Genomic DNA, 21,146 nt, shown 5'->3' with positions numbered 1-21,146 from the left:
GCATCAGCATGGCGGCTGGATCGGGTCATGGCAATTAGCCATAGGCCGTTCAGATCAAGTAATCCGCATTTGGTTGCCATGGGTTGAATCGTTCGCGACAGGTTTTGACGTGACGTCGCGCAGAATCACGCCTCATCACAGCCGCGGTCGGGCCTGTGGGTCGTTCAATGAGGATGAACATGTCTGCTGCCAGCAATATCCATTCGCTGCTCGCCCGCCTTCTGCCCGAGCAGGTCATTTGCCCACCGACACCTGCCGGCAGGCGGCAGCGGCTGTTCGCTGGGGTTGGCCTGCCCAGCCAGCGCACGCTGCTGGTCAACCGCCTGGACGAAGCCTCCGACCTGCAGGCGGTGTATGCCGACCTGCGCCAGCAGGCTCTGGCAGGCAGCGTGGCAGCGCTCAACGACCTGGGCTGGGTGTGGCTCAATGGCAAGTATTGGCGGGCCGATACCGTGCTGGCCGGGCACCTGTTGCGCATGGCCGCGCTGCAGGGCAGTGCGCCGGCCTGGTTCAACCTGGGGCAGCAGCATTATTTTGGCAAGGGCGTGGACACCTCCTACGTGCAGGCGGCGGAGTGCTACCGCCAGGCCTTCGAGCGCGGCATGCTGCATGCGGCGGCGGCGCTGGGCGACCTGTACGAGGAAGAGGTGTGCGATGCCGAGCTTCAATGGCAGGTGGACCTGGCCAAGGCCTACGACTGGTTCGTGCGGGGCGCGGAACGTGGCGAGGCGCGTTGCCGGTTCGAGGTGGGCTACCGGCTGTTGCACGGCCTGAGCGTGGAGGCCAACACCAAGGCGGGCCTGTACTGGCTTGAACTGGCTGCCGCGACTGGCGTGCTGCAGGCGGCCGAAGAGCTGACCGTGCATTTCAGCCAGCGCGACAGGGCACGCTACCACGACTGGCGGGACCGGGCGGTGGAGATGGGCAGCGCCCTGGCCTTGGCCATGAAGCTGGAAGACCAAGTCCAGCCCTGACACCCAAGCCTGTTACGCGCCCCTGTAGGAGCGGGCTCGCCCCGCGAAGCGGCCAGCAAAAGCAAACAAAATTTCATCAAACCACTCGGCCACCTGCAGTTGACGCAGGGGGTAGGCACAGGCGTATATTGATAGTTAGCAAACTATGAATATCCTTGGTTCCCCTCATGTCCATTGACTCCCTGCGCCTGCAAGTCAGCAGCGGCATGGTGGTTGCCGCCCGCCATTGGCGGCGCATCTGCCACAACGCCCTGACCGGCTACGGTATTTCCGAAGCCTGCGCCGCACCGCTGCTGATGATCGTGCGCCTGGGCGATGGCGTGCACCAGGTGGCCGTGGCCCAGGCCGCCGGCCTGGAAAGCCCGTCACTGGTGCGCCTGCTCGACCAGTTGTGCAAGGCTGGCCTGGTGTGCCGCAGCGAAGACCCACTGGACCGCCGCGCCAAGGCCCTGAGCTTGACCGTCGAAGGCCGTCGCCTGGCCGAAGCCATCGAAATCGAGCTGGTACGGGTGCGCCACGAGGTGCTGCAAGGCATCGCCGAGGCCGACCTGGAAGCCGCCGTGCGCGTGCTTCGGGCCTTCGAAGCCGCCGGCCTTGGCAATGCAGGCGGGGCGGCATGAACGGCTTCTTCAGCTCCGTGCCCCCGGCCCGTGACTGGTTCTACGGCGTGCGCACCTTCGGCGCGTCGATGATCGCCTTGTACATCGCCCTGTTGCTGCAACTGCCGCGCCCCTACTGGGCCATGGCCACGGTGTACATCGTTTCCAGCCCGTTCGTCGCCCCCACCAGCTCCAAGGCGCTGTACCGCGCGCTGGGCACTCTGCTGGGCGCTGCCGGGGCCATCTTCCTGGTGCCGCCGCTGGTGCAATCGCCGCTGCTGCTGAGCATCGCCATCGCGCTGTGGACCGGCACCTTGCTGTTCCTTTCGCTGAACCTGCGCACCGCCAACAACTACGTGCTGATGCTGGCCGGCTACACCCTGCCGATGATCGCCTTGGCCGTGGTCGACAACCCCACGGCGGTGTTCGATGTGGCCTCGTCCCGGGCCCAGGAAATCTGCCTGGGCATCGTCTGCGCGGCGGTGGTCGGGGCGATTTTCTGGCCGCGCCGGCTGGCCCCGGTGGTGGTGGGGGCCACGGGTAGCTGGTTCACCGAGGCGATCCGCTACAGCGACACCTACCTGGCCCGCGACGCCAGCACCGACAAGGTTGGCGGCATGCGCGGGGCGATGGTCGCCACCTTCAACTCGCTGGAGCTGATGATCGGCCAGCTCGGCCATGAAGGTGCAGGCCCGCATACCCTGAAGAACGCCCGCGAACTGCGTGGCCGCATGATCCACCTGTTGCCGGTGATCGATGCCCTGGACGACGCCCTGATCGCCTTGCAAGGCCGGGCCCCAGCCCAGTTCGCCCAACTGCAACCGGTGCTGGAGGCCGCCCGTGAATGGCTCAAGGGCACCGCCGACAGCGCCTCGGTGGCTCGCTGGGCGGCCCTGCACGAGCAGATCGACCGCTTGCAACCCGGCGCCGCGGCCCTCGACCAGCGCGCCGAGCTGCTGTTGTCCAACGCGCTCTACCGGCTGACCGAATGGGCCGACCTGTGGCAGGACTGCTGCGCCCTGCAGCATGCCCTGCGCACTGACGACGCCACGCCCTGGCGTGCGGTGTACCGCCACTGGCGCCTGGGCCGCCTGACCGCGTTCTTCGACCGCGGCCTGATGCTCTACTCGGTGGTATCCACCGTACTGGCGATCGTTGTTGCCTGCGGCCTGTGGATTGGCCTGGGCTGGAACGACGGCGCCAGTGCAGTGATTCTCGCCGCCGTGTCGTGCAGCTTCTTCGCGGCAATGGACGACCCGGCGCCGCAGATCTACCGGTTCTTCTTCTGGACCTTGATGTCGGTGATCTTCTCCAGCCTGTACCTGTTCTTGGTACTGCCCAACCTGCATGACTTCCCCATGCTGGTGCTGGCCTTTGCGGTGCCGTTCATCTGCGTCGGCACCCTGACCGTGCAGCCGCGCTTTTACCTGGGCACCTTGCTGACCATCGTCAACACCTCGACCTTCATCAGCATCCAGGGTGCCTACGACGCCGACTTCTTCGCCTTCCTCAACTCCAACCTGGCCGGCCCCGTGGGTCTGCTGTTCGCCTTCATCTGGACCTTGGTGATGCGCCCGTTCGGCGTAGAGCTTGCGGCCAAGCGCATGACCCGCTTCGCCTGGCGCGACATTGTCGAGATGACCGAGCCGGCGACCCTGGCCGAGCACCGCCAGGTGGGCGTGCAGATGCTCGACCGGCTGATGCAGCACCTGCCGCGGCTATCGCAAACCGGCCAGGACAGCGGTGTGGCGCTGCGCGACCTGCGCGTGGGGCTGAACCTGCTGGACCTGCTGGCCTACCTGCCGCGTGCCGGCCAGCAGGCCCGCGAACGCCTGGGCACGGTGATCGAGGAAGTGGGCGCCCACTACGCCGCCTGCCTGCGCGCCGGCGAGCGCCTGCACGCCCCGCCGGCGCTGCTGCGCAACATGGAGCGCGCACGCCTGGCGCTGAACCTGGATGAATTGTACGAACGCGGCGACGCCCGCACCCACCTGCTGCATGCCCTGAGCGGCCTGCGCCTGGCGCTGTTGCCGGGGGTGGAGGTGATGCTTGAGCCTGCCGAACAACCGCAACTGCCCCCTGGCCTCGACGGAGCGCCCCTGTGATCGGTGAACTGGATATCAGCGGGGTGTTCCTGCCCACGCTGCTGGTGATGATGTTTGGCACCTACCTGCTGTTCCTGGGGGTGCACGCGGTGCTGGTGCGCCTGCATTTCTACCGCCTGGTCTGGCACCGGGCGTTGTTCAACGTTGCCCTGTATGCCGTGCTGCTGGGCGCGGTCGACCACTTTTGCCGAAGCCTGATGCTGCCATGAAAAAACCTTTGCTGACCCTGGGCCGTGTGGTCCTGACCTTGCTGGTAGTGACCTTCGCCGCCGTGCTCGTGTGGCAGATGGTGGTGTACTACATGTTCGCCCCCTGGACCCGCGACGGCCATATTCGCGCCGATGTGATCCAGATCGCCCCGGATGTATCCGGGCTGATCCAGAAGGTCGAGGTGCGCGACAACCAGACCGTCAAGCGCGGCGATGTGCTGTTCACCATCGACCAGGACCGCTTCACCCTGGCCCTGCGCCAGGCCAAGGCCACCCTCGGCGAGCGCCAGGAAACCCTGGCCCAGGCCTCCCGCGAGGCGCAGCGTAACCGCAAGCTGGGCAACCTGGTGGCGGCCGAGCAGTTGGAAGAAAGCCAGTCCCGCGAGGCCCGTGCCCGTTCGGCGGTCAGCGAGGCCCAGGTGCAGGTCGATGCGGCCCAGCTGAACCTCGACCGCTCGGTGGTGCGTAGCCCAGTGGACGGTTACCTCAACGACCGCGCCCCCCGTGACCACGAATTCGTCACCGCCGGCCGCCCGGTGCTGTCGGTGGTCGACAGCGCCTCGTACCACGTCGATGGTTATTTCGAGGAAACCAAGCTTGGCGGCATTCATATCGGCGATGCCGTGGACATCCGCGTGATGGGCGACAACACCCGCCTGCGCGGCCACGTGCAGAGCTTTGCCGCCGGCATCGAAGACCGCGACCGCAGCAGCGGCGCCAACCTGCTGCCCAACGTCAACCCGGCGTTCAGCTGGGTGCGCCTGGCCCAGCGTATTCCGGTGCGCATCGCCTTCGACGAGGTGCCGGAAGATTTCCGCATGATCGCCGGGCGTACGGCGACGGTGTCGATCCTTGAGGGCCAGCGCCCATGAAACAGCTGATCCTGGCGGGGCTCTGCCTGTCCCTGGGGGCCTGCATGATGGTCGGCCCCGACTACGAAGTGCCGAAGGACGCGGCGGTGCAACGCAGCGACCTGAACGGTCCGCTGCGCCAGGACGCCGACAGCGTGGTATCGGCGCCGGTGCCCGAGGACTGGTGGCAGCTGTATCAGGATCAACGCCTCAACGAGCTGGTGCGCCAGGCGCTGAGCGCCAACACCGAGCTGCGTGTGGCCGCGGCCAACATCGCCAAGGCCCGTGCCCAGGTCGAGGTGGCCGAGTCCCAGGGCGGCTTCAACGGTGGCATCAAGGCCGGCGCCCAGCGCTTGCAAGAGTCGGGGCAGGCCTTCCTGCTGGCGGAGAAGGTGCCGGTGGCCAACGTGGGGGATGCCATCATCAGCGCCTCCTACCAGTTCGACCTGTGGGGCACGTTCAAGCGCGGCACCGAGGCTGCCAAGGCCAATGCCGATGCCGTGCAGGCCGCCGCCGACACGGCGCGCATCACCCTGGTGGCCGATGTGGTCAAGGCCTACACCCAGGTGTGCTCGGCCAACGAAGAGTTCCACATTGCCCGTGAATCGCTCGATTTGCAGGAGCAGAGCGTGAAGCTCAACCAGCGCCTGCGTGACGCTGGGCGCGGCGATGAAACCCAGGTGACCCGTTCGCAAACCCAGTTCAAGTCGCTGCGCGCCGAGCTGCCGCGCTTCAAGGCTGAGCGCGAAACCGGCCTTTACACCTTGGCAGCGCTGCTGGCCAAGCCTGTGGATAACCTGCCGGCGGGCACCGCCGATTGCGCCGAGCTGCCACACCTGAACCAGTTGGTGCCGGTCGGTGACGGCGCGGCCTTGCTCAAGCGCCGCCCCGACGTGCGCCAGGCCGAACGCCAGTTGGCAGCGGCCACTGCCGAGATCGGCGTGGCCACCGGCGCGCTGTACCCAGACATCAGCTTCGGTGCCCAGGTCGGCACCATCGGTTTCCTCAAGGACCTTGGCGACCCGTCGACCAACCGCTGGGGCTTTGGCCCACAGATCAGCTGGAGCATCCCGACCAACGGCACCCGTGCGCGCATTCGCATGGCCGAGGCCTCGACCCAGGCGGCCTTGGCGCATTTCGATGGGGTGGTGCTGAACGCCATCCGCGAAACCCAGACCCGCCTGGCCCAATACAGTGCCTTGCTGGACCGGCGTGATGCCCTGGCCGAGGCGGAGCAATCGGCCAAGGAAGCGGCGGATCAGACGCACCGGTATTACCAGGCCGGGCGCGCATCGTTCCTGGCGGATTTGCAGGCAACGCGGACCTATACCGATGTGCGGGCGCAGTTGGCGGCGGCCAATAGCCAGGTGGCGATGGGGCAGATTGGCGTGTTCCTGTCGTTGGGTGGAGGTTGGAAGGACGCAAGCAAGCGGTGAGTTTGCCGGTTCTGCCGAAGCAACTGGGCTGCGGACCATCATTTTTGCCAGTAGCAACAATCGTTCAGCTCATGCAGTCTGTGGACAAACCCCTACGCAGTCGCTGACATGGATATTTCACTTAAAGGCAACGTCGATGGAAGCCGTTTGCTGGCGGTTGAAAAGCATGGATCGGTTCTCAGTGTACTGGTTGCTTCGCAGCCTAATCCCTTGGCGTATTCGCCCTATGGGCACCGGCACCCCGCAAGTGGCTTGCTTAGCCTGTGCAGCTTCAATGCCGAGTACCAGGATCCGGTAACCGGCCATTATCTGCTTGGGACGGGATACCACCGGGCGTTCAATCCGGTATTGATGCGGTTCAACAGCCCAGACAGCTGGAGCCCGTTTGGTGATGGTGGAATCAATTGCTACGGCTATCTTGCTGGCAATCCCGTAAATGCTACAGACCCCTCAGGCCATGTAAAAGCTGTTCCGTTCACTGGGAAAGGCCGCCTGTTGGGTAAAAACACCTTATATTTTGAAACGTTAGAGGCGGGCAAGAAGTTCGGCAACCTTGACCTGCATGGCGATAACGAGCTTGCTCTTTTTGATGGTCGTGTCCTGGATGGAAAAGCGTTGAAAATTGCGTTGACACAGAAGAGCGTTGAGCTTTCGGATCTGGATTCATTCAGGATTATCTCGTGTCACTCTGCTGATGGCGATAATCCTTTGGCGCGGCAGTTCGCAGAGGCTTCCAAGCTCCCCACTATTGGGTTTCGGGGAAGAGTTTCCCCGACGGATGGCAGGTTCAAGAGGCCCAATCGGGGCTCAGATGTAGTGGATATATCGGATTACTCTATCGCTACTAAAAATCCTTATAAAAAGCATCATCCCGAATATCCGCATTTCGCTTATTCTCCGCAGATATTCGAACCTACCCCTCCTGTAAACCGCTTACCCCAAAAAAAGAAGGACGTCAGACGCTAATTATGGCGGGGCAAGCTCCTCGACGCCGCCCGTTTAAGTTGAGGTTTTCATGAAATCCACGCTTGCCTCTTGAGCGAAGCAAAGTGGAAGTGAACAATGTTCTCTTTCGCATTCCTTCCGAGAGTGGCCATGAAAACCCGTTTCCCTCTGCTCGCCTGGCTGCCGGCAATTCTGCTGGGCCCGGTGCTGGCGCTGTGCAGTGCCCTGGCGCAGGCCGAGGCGCCTGTCGAGGCCGCCAAGGCCCTGCACTTGCTCGACTACATTGGCGTCGACTACCCCGATACCGTGCAGGGCGGCAAGGTGACCGACGATGGCCAGTACCGCGAACAGCAAGCGCTCGGCGCGACGCTGGCCGACTTGGTCAAAGGCCTGCCGGCCAATGCTGAACAAGCCGGGCTGGCCCAAGGCGTGCAGGCACTGCGCCAGGCCATCGAGCAGCGCCAGGATGGCGCCGTGGTGGCCAGGCAGGCGCGCCAGCTGGGCGCGCGCCTGGCCGTGGCCTACGAGGTCAGCCAGGCTCCGGTGATTACCCCAGACCCGGCCCGCGGCGCCTCGCTTTACGCGCAGAACTGCGCCATCTGCCATGGCGATACCGGCGCCGGTGACGGCCCGGCGGGCGTAGGCTTGGAACCCGCGCCCAGCAACCTGCGCGAGGTCAAACGCCTCGACCAGTTGAGCCTGTTCGACCTCTACAACACCCTGGCCCTGGGCATCGATGGCACCGAGATGCCGTCGTTCGCCGACCAGTTGGACGAGCGCCAGCGTTGGGACGTGGCCGCCTACATCGCAAGCTTCAGCGCCAAGCCTGAGGCGGCCAAGGGCGACAAGACCTGGAACATCGCCGACCTGGCCCGCCAGACCCCGGCCGAAGTCGCCGCCAATGAAGGCGCCGGCGTGGTCGAGGCGTTCCGTGCCCAGCGCGCCCAGCCGCCGCAGGTCAAGCGTGGCCCGGCGCAGTTGCTCGACTACACCGCCAGCACCCTCGACAAGAGCCTGGCGGCCTACCGTGCAGGCGACCACGACCAGGCCTACGACCTGTCGGTGGCTGCCTACCTGGAAGGCTTCGAGCTGGTCGAAAGCTCGCTGGACAACATCGATGCCGAAGCGCGCAAAAGCACTGAAAAGTCCTTGATGGCCTACCGCCAGTCGCTGCAAGACGGCCTGCCGCTCGCCCAGGTTGAACAACGCCTGAGCGAAGCGAAAACCAAGCTCGACCAGGCCGCCAAACTGCTGGGCAGCGACGGCCTGAGCTGGTCGCTGAGTTACATTTCCGGCCTGCTGATTCTGCTGCGTGAAGGCCTTGAAGCCATTCTGGTGCTGGCAGCGATCCTGGCCTTCCTGCGCAACACCGGCCAGCAGTCGGCGGTGCGCAGCGTCAACATCGGTTGGGGCCTCGCGCTGGTTGCCGGCTTCGCCACCTGGGCCCTGGCGGCCTACGTGATCGACGTGGGCGGTGCCCAGCGCGAGCTGCTTGAAGGTTGCACGGCACTGTTTGCTGCGGTGATGGTGCTGTGGCTGGGCGTGTGGATGCACGACCGCCGGCATGCCGCCGCCTGGCAGGACTACATCAAGAGCAGCCTGGTGAGCGGCGGCGGGCGCTTCGGCTTTGCAATGCTGGCGTTCTTCTCGGTGTACCGTGAACTGTTCGAAGTGATCCTGTTCTACGAAACCCTGTGGCTGCAGGCGGGGCCTGCAGGCCATCAAGCCGTGCTGGCCGGTGGCGCGACGGCGCTGGTGCTGCTGGTGGGCCTGGCGTGGGTGATTCTGCGTGGGTCGGCGAAGCTGCCGCTGTCGCTGTTCTTCAGCATCAACGCCGGGCTGCTGTGTGCCTTGTCGGTGGTATTCGCCGGGCATGGCGTGAAAGCGCTGCAGGAGGCCGGCGTGCTGGGCACCCGGCCGGTGGCGTTCTTCGAGTTCGACTGGCTGGGGATTCACCCCGACCTGTATTCGCTGAGCGCGCAGGCGGTGGCGTTGTTGGCCATTGTGGTGTTGTATGGGCGTAGTCGCCTGGCCGAGAAGCGCCGGGCTGCCGTTTAGGTATTGATGCTGCTGGCCTCTTCGCGGGGCAAGCCCGCTCCTACAGGCATTTCGCCGTCTCAATGTAGGAGCGGGCTTGCCCCGCGAAAGGGCCGGTGCAGAAAAAAGAGATTGAGCTGAATGCGCATCTGGATCGACGCCGACGCCTGCCCCAAGGCAGCCAAGGACCTGATCGTCAAATTCGCCCTCAAGCGCCAGCTTGAAGTGGTGATGGTGGCCGGCCAGGCCGTGGCCAAACCGGCCTTCGCCATTGTTCGCCTGATCGTGGTGCCCAGCGGCATGGACGCCGCCGACGACTACCTGGTCGAACACGCCGTGCCCGGCGAACTGGTGATCTGCAGCGACGTGCCGCTGGCCGACCGGCTGATCAAGAAAGGCGTGGCCGCCCTCGACCCGCGCGGCCGCGAATTCGATGAACGCAACATGGGCGAGCGCCTGGCCGTGCGCAACCTGTTCACCGAGCTGCGCGAGCAAGGCCAGGTCGGAGGCGGGCAGGCGCCCTATGGCGAGCGCGAGAAGCAGGCGTTCGCCAATGCCCTGGACCGTATCCTCACCCGCCTGAGCAAGGGCTGATCATTCCCCTTCGTGGGTCAGTTCCAGCACCCGGTCTACCAGCTTGTAGATGCCACTGGCCGCTTCGCTGATCGACTTGGCCACCATGTAGGCTGGCGTGGTCACCAGCTTGCGCTGGCTGTCTTCGACGATGTCATGCACATCGCACTCCTGGTGCTTGCCGCCCATCTTTTCCACCGCTGCCGCCGTGCCGGCATCGTTGCCGATGGTGCAGAGCACGCCTGGGCCATAGATTTTCGCGGCCAGCGCCGGCGAAATGCAGATCAGCCCCACCGGCTTGCAGGCTTCGGCAAAGGCTTCGGCCAGCGCCAGCACATCCGGGTTCACACTGCACTCGCTGCCTTCCACGGCAAAGTTGGACAGGTTTTTCGCCGCGCCGAAACCGCCCGGTACGATCAACGCATCGAAATCCTCGGCCCGGGCTTCACGAATATCCTTCACCTCGCCCCGGGCAATGCGCGCCGATTCGGTCAGCACATTGCGCGACTCGGGCATTTCCTGGCCGGTCAGGTGGTCGATCACCTGCAGTTGCGCGATGTTCGGCGCAAAGCACTGCACCTGCGCGCCGCGCTGGTCCAGGCGCAGCAGGGTGATCACGCTTTCGTGGATTTCGGCCCCGTCGTACACACCGCAACCGGAAAGAATCACCGCTACTTTCTTGGTCATGCTCATCACTCCATTATCGAGGCGCTAAATGTCCTCTAGTTTGGCAGATGTGGCCATAGGGGTTGCGGCGGGCGCATCCTAATCTCTGTGGATAACCCTCGCGAGCGTTGCCCATGGACCTGATTCTGCTGGCGGTGCCGTTCTTCTTCGTGCTGATCGCGCTGGAGCTGATCGCTGACCGCGTGCGCGGCCAGCGCAACTTCACCCTGGCCGATTCGATCAACAGCCTCAGCACCGGGGCGCTGTCTACCAGCACGGGCCTGCTGACCAAAGGGGTAGGGCTGCTGACCTATAGCGTCGCCTGGGAGCACCTGGCGCTGCTGCGCCTGCCCCCGCATGCGCTGTGGGTGTGGCTGCTGGCGTTCGTGCTGTACGACCTGTGCTACTACTGGCTGCACCGCCTGGGCCATGAGCGCAACGTGCTGTGGGCGGCGCATTCGGTGCACCACCAGAGCGAGGAGTACAACCTCACCACCGCCCTGCGCCAGACCAGCAGTGGTTTCATCTTCTCGTGGGTGTTCTACCTGCCGCTGGCGCTGCTGGGCGTGCCGCCGCTGGTGTTCATCACCGTGGCGTCGCTGAACCTGCTGTACCAGTTCTGGGTGCACACCCGGCACATCCCCAAGCTGGGCTGGCTTGAGTGGCTGTTGATCACGCCGTCCAACCATCGCGTTCACCATGCGCAGAACCCTGTCTATTTGGATCGTAACTACGGCGGTGTGTTCATCTTCTGGGACCGCCTGTTTGGCACGTTCAAGGAAGAAGACCCGGCCGAGCCGGTGGTGTTTGGGGTGACCACGCCCCTGGCCAGCTGGAACCCGCTGTGGGCCAATGTGCAGTTCTACGCCCAGCTGTGGGACGACGCCCGCCGCACTCGCCGCTGGCAGGACAAGCTGCGCCTCTGGTTCATGCCCACCGGCTGGCGCCCGGCCGATGTCGCGGCAGGTTATCCACAGGCGAAGCAGAACCTGGCGCGGTTTCGCAAGTTCGAGGTGGCCCTGGGCCGGGCGTGGCAGGTGTATGTGGTGCTGCAGTTCAGCGTCTACATTGCGCTGGGCAGTTACCTGATGGATGTGGCGGGGCGCGCGCCGGCCGCCGCGCTGGTACTGGGCTGGGCGCTGATGGCGTTTGGCTTGTTCGTGCTCGGAGCGGCCTTGGAGAATCGGCGCTGGGCAGCGCGCCTGGAAGTGGCGCGCCTGCTGTTGTTGGCGCCGGCGCTGTACCTGGCCGGCAGCCTGGGCTTAGCGGTGGTCGTGCCCGTGTTCTGGCTGTTTCTCGGGGGCTACTGGCTGCTCAGCTTTGCTGGGCTGTTCGTCTGCTGCCGCGCGGCGCTCGGCGCGGATGGTACGAAAACGCCGGCGCAGCCACAGCAGCACGCCGAGCAGCAGCAGGCCGCCGAGCACCCATAGCTCGTATTTCTTGATGCTGCCCAGCATGCCTTCAAGGATGGCGCCGAAGTGGTAGGCCGCCAGGCCCAACGCCAGGGCCCATACCGCAGCGCCGATGCCGTTGAGCAGCAGGTAGCGCCGTGGCGGGTAGCCGGAAAGGCCGATGGCCACCGGCATCACGGTGCGCAGGCCATAGACGAAGCGGAAGCTCAGTACCCAGATGTCCGGGTGGCGGCGAATGTGTTCCAGTGCGCGGTCGCCCATGGCCTGCCAGCGCGGTTTGCGGGCGAGGATCTTGCGCCCGTGACGGCGGCCCATGAAGTACCACAGCTGGTCACCGGCATAGCTGCCGCAAAAGGCCACCAGGACCACCAGCTTGATGTCCATGTATTCGCGAAACGCGAGAAACCCTGCAAGTACCAGGATGGTCTCGCCTTCGAAGAAGGTGCCTAGAAAAAGGGCAAAGTAGCCGAAATCCTGCAGGAATTGTTGGAGCATTTTCTGAGGTGCTGGCGAAATGAACGCGCAGCCTACCCCTTCGCGCGGATTCGTGAAAGTGTCCAAATGTGTCTCGACGTGAACAATTCCTACACGGACAATACCGACAGCCTCAAGTCGCGGCTTGCGCGAAGCTGTAACACGCCCGTCATAATGGACGCTTATCTTGCCGCTCAATTGATCATAGGGCGTTAACGTCCTCAGGAACGTCAGATGAATAATGAAGTGCTAACCCCTGTCGCGATCAAGGATGCCCAGGCCATCCCCGAAGAGCTGGTGCAAACCCCGCCGGACCTGCCCGAGGTTCCGGAGCCGGTGGTCGAGGCTCCAGCCCCGGCCCCTGCGCCAACGCCCGCCGTCGCAGCGCCGAGCCTGGACGACAGCAGCCTGTACATTCATCGCGAGCTGTCGCAGCTGCAGTTCAACATCCGCGTGCTGGAACAGGCGCTGGACGAGTCCTACCCGCTGCTCGAACGCCTCAAGTTCCTGCTGATTTTCTCCAGCAACCTCGACGAGTTCTTCGAGATCCGCGTTGCCGGCCTGAAGAAGCAGATCAACTTCGCCCGCGAACTGGCCGGTGCCGATGGCCTGCAGCCCAGCCAGGCACTGGCGCGGATCAGCGAGCTGGTGCACATCGAGGTGGAGCGCCAGTACGCGATCCTCAACGACGTGCTGCTGCCTGAGCTTGAAAAGCACGCCATTCGCTTCATTCGCCGCCGTTACTGGACGCCCAAGCTCAAGGCCTGGGTGCGCCGTTACTTCCGCGACGAGATCGCGCCGATCATCACCCCGATCGGCCTCGACCCAACCCACCCGTTCCCGTTGCTGGTGAACAAGAGCCTGAACTTCATCGTCGAGCTCGAAGGTGTGGACGCCTTTGGCCGCGACTCGGGCCTGGCGATCATCCCGGCACCGCGCCTGCTGCCGCGGGTGATTCGTGTGCCGGAAGAGGTGGGCGGCGCAGGCGACAACTACGTGTTCCTGTCGTCGATGATCCATGCCCATGCCGATGACCTGTTCCAGGGCATGAAGGTCAAGGGCTGCTACCAGTTCCGCCTGACCCGAAACGCCGACCTGGCGCTGGACTCCGAAGAGGTCGACGACCTCGCCCGCGCCCTGCGCGGCGAGCTGTTCTCGCGCCGCTATGGTGACGCCGTGCGCCTGGAAGTGGCCGACACCTGCCCGAAACACCTGTCGGACTACCTGCTCAAGCAGTTCAGCCTGAGCGAGAGCGAGCTGTACCAGGTCAACGGCCCGGTCAACCTGACCCGCCTGTTCAGCATCACCGGCCTGGACAGCCACCCGGAGCTGCAGTACACGCCGTTCACCCCGGCTATCCCCAAGCTGCTGCAGAACGCCGACAACATCTTCAGCGTAATCGGCAAGCAGGACATCCTGCTGATGCACCCGTTCGAGTCCTTCACCCCGGTGATCGACCTGCTGCGCCAGGCCGCCAAGGACCCGCACGTGCTCGCCGTGCGCCAGACCCTGTACCGCTCCGGGGCCAACTCGGAAATCGTCGACGCCCTGGTGGACGCGGCGCGTAACGGCAAGGAAGTCACCGCGGTGATCGAGCTGCGGGCACGCTTCGACGAAGAGTCCAACCTGCAGATGGCCAGCCGCCTGCAGGCGGCCGGTGCGGTGGTGATCTACGGGGTGGTGGGCTTCAAGACCCACGCCAAGATGATGCTGATTCTGCGCCGCGAGCAGGGCGAGATCGTTCGCTATGCGCACCTGGGTACCGGCAACTACCACGCCGGCAACGCCCGCTTGTACACCGACTACAGCCTGCTGACCTCCGATGACGCCCTCACCGAGGACGTCGGCAAGCTGTTCAGCCAGCTGATCGGCATGGGCAAGACCCTGCGCATGAAGAAGCTGCTGCACGCGCCGTTCACCCTGAAGAAAGGCATGCTCGACATGATTGCCCGGGAAACCCAGTTCGCCCTGGACGGCAAGCCTGCGCACATCATCGCCAAGTTCAACTCGCTGACCGATGCCAAGGTCATCAAGGCGCTGTACAAGGCCAGCCAGTCAGGCGTGAAGATCGACCTGGTGGTGCGTGGCATGTGCTGCCTGCGCCCGGGTATCCCGGGGGTGTCGCACAACATCCAGGTGCGCTCGATCATCGGCCGCTTCCTGGAGCACACGCGGGTGTTCTACTTCCTCAACGGCGGCGAAGAGCAGATCTACCTGTCCAGCGCCGACTGGATGGAGCGCAACCTCGACAAGCGCGTGGAAACCTGCTTCCCGGTGGAAGGCAAGAAATTGCTGCTGCGGGTGAAGAAGGAGCTTGAGGGCTACCTGACCGACAACACCCACGCCTGGACCCTGCAGCCAGACGGCCGCTACGTGCGTAGCAGCCCGACCGGCAACCAGAACCCGCGCAGTGCCCAGGCGACCCTGCTGGAGCGCCTGAGCAACCCGGTCCTCAACGTACGCTGAGGACGAAGCCGACCCGGGCCAGCCACTCCGCCTCGTTGGCGAAGTCGGCCTGGGTCAGCTGGTTGTTTTCCAGCCAGCCATCAGGGAACACCACGTCAAGGCTGTCTTCACCGGCCTTGAGTTCCACCTTCGGCATCTGCTGGGTGCCACGGATGTGGTGGAACAGGATGGCAAAGCGCAGCAGCACGCACAGGCGAATCAGCTGCACGGCTTCGTCACCGAACTCGGCGAACTTGTCCTTGGGGATGTTGCGACGGTGGCCACGCACCAGCAGGGCCATCATCTGCTGCTCTTCCCGCGAGAACCCGGCAAGGTCGGAGTGCTCGATCAGGTAAGCGCCATGCTTGTGGTAGTGGTAATGGGCGATATCCAGGCCAATTTCGTGGATTTTCGCAGCCCAGCCCAGCAAATCGCGCCAATTTCCGTTTTGTAGCCCCCATGCCTCGGCCACTTGGTCGAAGGCATGCAGCGCCTTGCGCTCAACGCGCGCAGCCTGGCCCTGGTCGGCGTGGTAGCGCTCCATCAACGAATTGAGGGTGCGCTCGCGCACGTCTTCATGGTGGTGACGGCCAAGCAGGTCGAACAGCACGCCTTCACGCAGGGCGCCGTCGCAGTGGTCCATGCGCTGCAGCTCCAGGGCGTCGAAGATCGCCTCGAGAATCGCCAGGCCCGCGGGGAAGATGGTGCGCCGGTCGGGTTTGACGCCGTCGAAGTCGATCTTGTCGACCTCGCCAAGCTTGAAGATCTTGCGCTTGACCCAGGCCAGGCCCTCGGCGTTCACCTCGCCGTTGCCAAGGCCGCCGGCCTTGATCGCGGCACCAATGGCGCGGATGGTACCGGACGAGCCGATGGCCTCGTCCCAGGTCAGGCGGTGCAGGCCGTTCTCGATGCTCATCAGCTCCAGGCGCGCGGCGGTGTAGGCCTGGGCGTAGCGCGCCGGGGTGATCTTGCCGTCGCGGAAGTAGCGCTGGGTGAAGCTCACGCAGCCCATCTGCAGGCTTTCGCGCAGCAGCGGCTCGAAACGTTGGCCAATGATGAATTCGGTGCTGCCGCCGCCGATGTCGGCGACCAGGCGCTTGCCGGGGGTGTCGGCCAGGGTGTGCGACACCCCGAGGTAGATCAGGCGCGCTTCTTCACGGCCGGAAATGACCTCCACCGGGTGGCCGAGGATGGCCTCGGCGCGCTGGATGAATTCGTTGCGGTTGCGGGCTTCGCGCAGGGCGTTGGTGCCCACGATGCGCACCGAGCCTGCCGGCATGCCGTTGATCAGCTGGGCAAAGCGCTTGAGGCACTCCAGGCCCCGCTCCATGGCTTCTTCGCTGAGCTTGCGCTCTTCGTCGATGCCGGCGGCCAGTTGAACCTTTTCGCCCAGGCGCTCGAGAATACGGATCTCGGTATGGTGAGCCTTGGCCACGACCATGTGGAAACTGTTCGAGCCCAGGTCGATGGCGGCGATCAGGGACAGGTTCTTCGCGGAGGTATGCGGCATTCTGTGTGTTCTCGGTCGGTAACCCGGCAATCGTGCCACGATCCTTGGCTGACGCCAACGCGCACCACACCGGGCCTTGATGCAAGGCAATGTGCCATTCGATGCTATGACACTTGTGTGACAGTTTCGATTCGTGGCGTCTTGCACAACTATAGTTACACTCAATCGTCCGTGACTTCCTGTAGGGCCTGGGTGCGGCTATCATGGGCCACGTTTTTTTGCTTACGACCCTGGAGATATCCATGAGCAGCGATCTGATCAAACACGTCACCGACGCTACCTTCGAAGCCGAAGTCCTGAAGGCCGAAGGCGCAGTACTGGTGGACTACTGGGCTGAATGGTGCGGTCCATGCAAGATGATCGCTCCGGTTCTGGACGACATCGCCGCTGAATACGAAGGCAAGGTGACCATCGCCAAGCTGAACATCGACGAGAACCAGGAAACCCCGGCCAAGAACGGTGTGCGTGGCATCCCGACCCTGATGCTGTTCAAGAACGGCAACGTCGAAGCCACCAAGGTCGGCGCCCTGTCGAAGTCGCAGCTCAAGGCGTTCCTCGACGCCAGCCTGTGATGCGATGAGAAAAAACCCCGCGAAAGCGGGGTTTTTTTTGCCCATGGGGCACCATTTACCCGGTCAAAACCACTAGACGTTGAAAAAAGCAAGTGTTACATTCGGCCTCGCACTGACATTCTAGTGCCCTCTACATGCCGTCGCCGAAGCATCCCCAATTCGAATCAGTACGCGATCCTGTCGCCATCTAGCGGCGCGGCCTCATTAAGCCAATGCTTAATTCTCCCTTCTTACATGATTACGTCACTCCCCTTATGAACCTGACTGAACTCAAGCAAAAGCCGATTACCGATCTTTTGGAAATGGCCGAACAGATGGGCATCGAAAACATGGCCCGTTCGCGCAAACAGGACGTGATTTTCGCCCTGCTGAAGAAGCACGCGAAAAGCGGCGAAGAGATCTCGGGTGACGGCGTGCTGGAGATTCTCCAGGATGGTTTCGGTTTCCTGCGTTCGGCTGATGCGTCCTACCTGGCCGGCCCCGACGACATCTACGTCTCGCCTAGCCAGATCCGCCGTTTCAACCTGCGCACCGGCGACACCATCGTCGGCAAGATCCGCCCGCCGAAGGAAGGGGAGCGTTACTTCGCCCTGCTGAAGGTCGACACCATCAACTTCGACCGCCCGGAAAACGCGAAGAACAAGATCCTGTTCGAAAACCTGACGCCGCTGTTCCCGAACAAGCGCCTGAAGATGGAAGCCGGTAACGGCTCCACCGAAGACCTCACTGGCCGTGTCATCGACCTGTGCGCCCCCATCGGCAAAGGCCAGCGTGGCCTGATCGTCGCGCCGCCGAAAGCCGGTAAGACCATCATGCTGCAGAACATCGCGGCGAACATCACCCGTAACAACCCCGAGTGCCACCTGATCGTCCTGCTGATCGACGAGCGCCCGGAAGAAGTGACCGAAATGCAGCGCACCGTGCGCGGCGAAGTGGTTGCCTCGACCTTCGACGAGCCGCCAACCCGCCACGTGCAGGTTGCCGAAATGGTCATCGAGAAGGCCAAGCGCCTGGTTGAGCACAAGAAAGACGTGGTCATCCTGCTGGACTCCATCACCCGTCTGGCCCGTGCCTACAACACCGTGATCCCAAGCTCCGGCAAGGTGCTCACCGGTGGTGTCGACGCCCATGCCCTGGAGAAGCCAAAGCGCTTCTTCGGCGCTGCGCGTAACATCGAGGAAGGCGGTTCGCTGACCATCATCGCCACCGCGCTGGTAGAAACCGGCTCGAAGATGGACGAAGTGATCTACGAAGAGTTCAAGGGTACCGGCAACATGGAGCTGCCCCTGGACCGCCGCATCGCCGAGAAGCGTGTGTTCCCGGCCATTAACATCAACCGCTCCGGCACCCGCCGCGAAGAGCTGCTGACCGCCGACGACGAACTGCAGCGCATGTGGATTCTGCGCAAACTGTTGCACCCGATGGATGAGATCGCCGCCATCGAGTTCCTGGTCGACAAGCTCAAGCAGACCAAGACCAACGACGAGTTCTTCCTGTCGATGAAGCGCAAGTAAGCGTTTCAGGCTGGAATTGATTGGGGCTGCTTTGCAGCCCATCGCGAGCTTTGCTCGCTCCTACAGGGTTTCACCGCCCTCGTAGGAGCGAGCACCGCTCGCGATGGGTCGCGAAGCGGCCCCAACTCATTTTTGCCCCAACCAACGCCCGAACGGCGCTACACTCTGCACCCCGACCGATACGGCCAACACGAGGCTCATGCATGCAGTATCGCGATTTGCGCGACTTCATCCGTGGCCTGGAACAGCGCGGTGAACTCAAGCGCATCCAGGTTCCGATTTCCCCCGTCCTGGAAATGACCGAGGTCTGCGACCGCACCCTGCGCGCCAAGGGCCCGGCGTTGCTGTTCGAAAAGCCCACTGGCTTCGATATCCCGGTGCTGGGCAACCTGTTCGGTACGCCAGAGCGCGTGGCCATGGGCATGGGCGCCGAGTCGGTCGACGAGTTGCGCGAAATCGGCAAGCTGCTGGCGTTCCTCAAGGAGCCCGAGCCGCCGAAGGGCCTGAAGGACGCTTGGTCCAAGCTGCCGATCTTCAAGAAGGTCGTGTCGATGGCGCCAAAGGTGGTCAAGGACGCGGTGTGCCAGGAAGTGGTGATCGAGGGCGACGATGTCGACCTCGGCCAGTTGCCGATCCAGCATTGCTGGCCGGGCGATGTGGCGCCGCTGATCACCTGGGGCCTCACCGTTACCCGTGGCCCGAACAAGGACCGCCAGAACCTGGGTATCTACCGCCAGCAGGTCATCGGCCGCAACAAGGTAATCATGCGCTGGCTGAGCCACCGTGGCGGCGCGCTGGATTACCGCGAATGGTGTGAGAAGAACCCAGGCCAGCCGTTCCCGGTTGCCGTGGCCCTGGGCGCCGACCCGGCCACCATCCTCGGCGCCGTGACCCCGGTGCCCGACACCCTCTCCGAGTACGCCTTTGCCGGCCTGCTGCGGGGCAACCGCACCGAGCTGGTGAAGTGCCGTGGCAGCAACCTGCAGGTGCCGGCCACTGCCGAGATCATTCTCGAAGGGGTCATCCACCCGGGCGAAATGGCGCCGGAAGGCCCCTATGGCGACCACACCGGCTACTACAATGAAGTGGACAGCTTCCCGGTGTTCACCGTCGAACGCATCACCCACCGGCACAAGCCGATCTACCACAGCACCTACACCGGCCGGCCGCCGGATGAGCCGGCGATCCTCGGTGTGGCGCTGAACGAAGTGTTCGTGCCCATCCTGCAGAAGCAGTTCCCGGAAATCGTCGATTTCTACTTGCCGCCCGAAGGCTGCTCCTACCGCATGGCGGTGGTGACCATGAAGAAGCAGTACCCAGGCCACGCCAAGCGCGTGATGCTGGGTGTGTGGTCGTTCCTGCGACAGTTCATGTACACCAAGTTCGTTATCGTGACCGACGACGACATCAACGCCCGCGACTGGAACGATGTTATCTGGGCCATCACCACGCGCATGGACCCCAAGCGTGATACGGTGATGATCGACAACACGCCGATCGACTACCTGGACTTCGCGTCGCCGGTATCGGGGCTGGGGTCGAAGATGGGCCTGGATGCCACCCACAAGTGGCCGGGCGAGACTACACGCGAATGGGGCCGGGTCATCGTCAAGGACGAGGCCGTCACCCGCCGTATCGATGAGCTGTGGGATCAGTTGGGAATAGATTGATGCAGGTAACGTTGCAGCCGTCCGGGGCGGTGCTGGCGCTCGAACCCGGGGAACGGATCCTGGATGGAGCGCGGCGGCTGGGCTATGACTGCCCGAACAGCTGCCGCAATGGCAATTGCCATGTTTGCGCCGCGTTGCTGGTCGAAGGAAAGGTGCGCCAGAACGGCGAAGTCCGTGACCATGGCGAGTTGTTCACCTGCATTGCCGAACCGCTGGAGGACTGCGTGTTGCTCTGGGATGGTGTGCTCGCCCTGGGCGAGCTGCCAGTGCGCAAGCTGGCGTGCACGGTCAGTGAGTGCGTCGAGGTCGGTGGCGACGTCTGGCGCGTGCGCCTGCGCGCACCTGCCGGCAAGCCGCCGCGCTACCACGCCGGGCAGTACCTGATGATCGAGCGTGAAGGTGGCAAGCCAGCCGCCTTCTCGCTGGCCTCGGCTCCGCACAGCGGGCGTGACCTGGAGCTGCACGTGCTGGGCCGCGAAGCCAGCGCATTGCAGCTGCTGACGCAGTTGCAGCGCGAGCGTGTCGCGCGCATCGAGCTGCCGTTTGGCGATACCCACCTGGCAGAGCTGCCCGACGGGCCGCTGGTGCTGATTGCCGCGGGCACCGGCATGGGCCAGATGCACAGCCTGGTCGAGCACTGCCGCGCCCAGGGCTTCAAGCACCCGGTGCACCTGTACTGGGGCGTGCGCCGCCCGGAAGACTTCTACGCCATCGAGCACTGGGACGAGTGGCAGCGTTTGCCCAATCTGTTCCTGCACAAAGTGGTCAGTGACCTGTGTGATTGGGAAGGGCGCTGCGGGATGTTGCACGAGGCGGTGTGCGAGGACGTTCAGAACCTCAATGCCGTGCACGTGTATGCCAGCGGCTCGCCGAACATGGTGTACGCCACCCTCGACGCCTTGGTCGAGGCCGGTATGGACGCGCACCGCATGCGCGCCGATGTGTTCGCCTACGCCCCACGTGGTTAATAACCGAAGTTTGAAGTAGTGGGTATAAGGCGGTGATTGTTACCGCCTTGGCCATTAACTTTCTCTGCCCTCGAAACAGTACTTTCCAGTCGTCGGAACTGAGCATGAAACTCTGTTAATGGGACTTGAGCATTGCCACCTTTCTATCCTATGGTTACTGCAAGCGCCCATGACGCGGCGGCGCAG

At 63.8% G+C, this 21,146-nt stretch carries 17 protein-coding genes and 1 pseudogene; 15 read left to right on the top strand and 3 right to left on the bottom strand.

The features are described from left to right. Positions 1–179 precede the first annotated feature (179 nt). The 9 genes from F3J44_RS04940 to F3J44_RS04900 all read left to right on the top strand — a co-directional run bounded on the left by F3J44_RS04940 (position 180) and on the right by F3J44_RS04900 (position 9,750). A complete protein-coding gene (locus F3J44_RS04940; RefSeq protein ID WP_167270892.1) occupies positions 180–974 on the top strand; it encodes a tetratricopeptide repeat protein in 795 nt (264 codons plus the stop codon). Between the two features lie 167 nt (positions 975–1,141). Continuing rightward, a complete protein-coding gene (locus F3J44_RS04935) occupies positions 1,142–1,594 on the top strand; it encodes a MarR family winged helix-turn-helix transcriptional regulator (RefSeq protein WP_167270890.1) in 453 nt (150 codons plus the stop codon). Beyond that, complete coding sequence (locus F3J44_RS04930; protein ID WP_167066654.1) at positions 1,591–3,678, top strand: FUSC family protein; 2,088 nt, start codon at positions 1,591–1,593, stop codon at positions 3,676–3,678. Before F3J44_RS04935 ends, F3J44_RS04930 begins: the two co-directional genes overlap by 4 nt. Then, positions 3,675–3,887: a DUF1656 domain-containing protein gene (locus F3J44_RS04925; RefSeq protein ID WP_016392395.1), complete on the top strand. Its 213-nt coding sequence runs from the start codon at positions 3,675–3,677 to the stop codon at positions 3,885–3,887. Before F3J44_RS04930 ends, F3J44_RS04925 begins: the two co-directional genes overlap by 4 nt. Continuing rightward, on the top strand, positions 3,884–4,759 hold the full coding sequence (locus F3J44_RS04920) for an HlyD family secretion protein (protein WP_167066657.1): 876 nt from the start codon (positions 3,884–3,886) through the stop codon (positions 4,757–4,759). The genes F3J44_RS04925 and F3J44_RS04920 overlap by 4 nt, the downstream gene beginning before the upstream one ends. Next, positions 4,756–6,174 (top strand): efflux transporter outer membrane subunit, encoded by a 1,419-nt coding sequence (locus F3J44_RS04915; protein WP_167270888.1) that lies wholly within the window; start codon positions 4,756–4,758, stop codon positions 6,172–6,174. The genes F3J44_RS04920 and F3J44_RS04915 overlap by 4 nt, the downstream gene beginning before the upstream one ends. Positions 6,175–6,282: 108 nt before the next feature. Continuing rightward, positions 6,283–7,140 carry an RHS repeat-associated core domain-containing protein gene (locus F3J44_RS30310; RefSeq protein ID WP_167270886.1) on the top strand — a complete coding sequence of 286 codons (858 nt, stop codon included), beginning with the start codon at positions 6,283–6,285 and terminating at the stop codon, positions 7,138–7,140. A gap of 129 nt (positions 7,141–7,269) precedes the next feature. Further along, positions 7,270–9,177 (top strand): FTR1 family protein, encoded by a 1,908-nt coding sequence (locus F3J44_RS04905; protein ID WP_205299676.1) that lies wholly within the window; start codon positions 7,270–7,272, stop codon positions 9,175–9,177. Between the two features lie 120 nt (positions 9,178–9,297). Beyond that, positions 9,298–9,750: a YaiI/YqxD family protein gene (locus F3J44_RS04900; RefSeq protein WP_103446197.1), complete on the top strand. Its 453-nt coding sequence runs from the start codon at positions 9,298–9,300 to the stop codon at positions 9,748–9,750. Here F3J44_RS04900 and elbB read toward each other — a convergent pair whose 3' ends face one another. Then, positions 9,751–10,416 (bottom strand): isoprenoid biosynthesis glyoxalase ElbB, encoded by a 666-nt coding sequence (gene elbB, locus F3J44_RS04895; RefSeq protein ID WP_167066669.1) that lies wholly within the window; start codon positions 10,414–10,416, stop codon positions 9,751–9,753. A gap of 113 nt (positions 10,417–10,529) precedes the next feature. On the opposite strand from elbB, the pseudogene F3J44_RS30205 reads away from it, so the two are divergent. Then, positions 10,530–11,156: pseudogene (locus tag F3J44_RS30205) on the top strand (sterol desaturase family protein); the annotation flags it as partial. Between the two features lie 501 nt (positions 11,157–11,657). Here F3J44_RS30205 and F3J44_RS30200 read toward each other — a convergent pair. Continuing rightward, the gene (locus F3J44_RS30200; RefSeq protein WP_205299675.1) at positions 11,658–12,302 is read right to left on the bottom strand and encodes a DedA family protein; all 645 of its coding nucleotides are present in this window, start codon (positions 12,300–12,302) and stop codon (positions 11,658–11,660) included. A 213-nt stretch (positions 12,303–12,515) separates the two neighbouring features. On the opposite strand from F3J44_RS30200, the gene ppk1 reads away from it, so the two are divergent. Next, complete coding sequence (gene ppk1, locus F3J44_RS04880) at positions 12,516–14,747, top strand: polyphosphate kinase 1 (protein WP_167066675.1); 2,232 nt, start codon at positions 12,516–12,518, stop codon at positions 14,745–14,747. On the opposite strand, the gene ppx is transcribed toward ppk1, so the two are convergent. Beyond that, the gene (ppx, locus tag F3J44_RS04875; protein WP_167066678.1) at positions 14,734–16,236 is read right to left on the bottom strand and encodes an exopolyphosphatase; all 1,503 of its coding nucleotides are present in this window, start codon (positions 16,234–16,236) and stop codon (positions 14,734–14,736) included. The two genes, ppk1 and ppx, sit on opposite strands and share 14 nt — an antisense overlap. Before the next feature lie 242 nt (positions 16,237–16,478). Between ppx and trxA the strand changes: the two genes are divergently transcribed. The 4 genes from trxA (at position 16,479) to F3J44_RS04855 (ending at position 20,960) form a co-directional block, all read left to right on the top strand. Beyond that, entirely contained in the window at positions 16,479–16,808 is a 330-nt protein-coding gene (trxA, locus tag F3J44_RS04870) for a thioredoxin TrxA (RefSeq protein ID WP_167066681.1), read from the top strand. 254 nt (positions 16,809–17,062) lie between these two features. After that, positions 17,063–18,322, top strand: a complete 1,260-nt coding sequence (rho, locus tag F3J44_RS04865) for a transcription termination factor Rho (RefSeq protein ID WP_003253661.1) — start codon at positions 17,063–17,065, stop codon at positions 18,320–18,322. 203 nt (positions 18,323–18,525) lie between these two features. Continuing rightward, positions 18,526–19,992, top strand: coding sequence for a 4-hydroxy-3-polyprenylbenzoate decarboxylase (gene ubiD / locus F3J44_RS04860; protein WP_085676409.1), 1,467 nt, complete (start codon positions 18,526–18,528; stop codon positions 19,990–19,992). Further along, entirely contained in the window at positions 19,992–20,960 is a 969-nt protein-coding gene (locus F3J44_RS04855) for a CDP-6-deoxy-delta-3,4-glucoseen reductase (protein ID WP_167066684.1), read from the top strand. The genes ubiD and F3J44_RS04855 overlap by 1 nt, the downstream gene beginning before the upstream one ends. The last annotated feature ends 186 nt before the right edge of the window (positions 20,961–21,146 follow it).

Source organism: Pantoea sp. Tr-811, from assembly GCF_011752535.1.
Lineage (GTDB): Bacteria > Pseudomonadota > Gammaproteobacteria > Pseudomonadales > Pseudomonadaceae > Aquipseudomonas.
The sequence above is the reverse complement of the archived record's forward strand: the minus strand, read 5'-3'. Positions and strand labels throughout refer to the sequence as shown.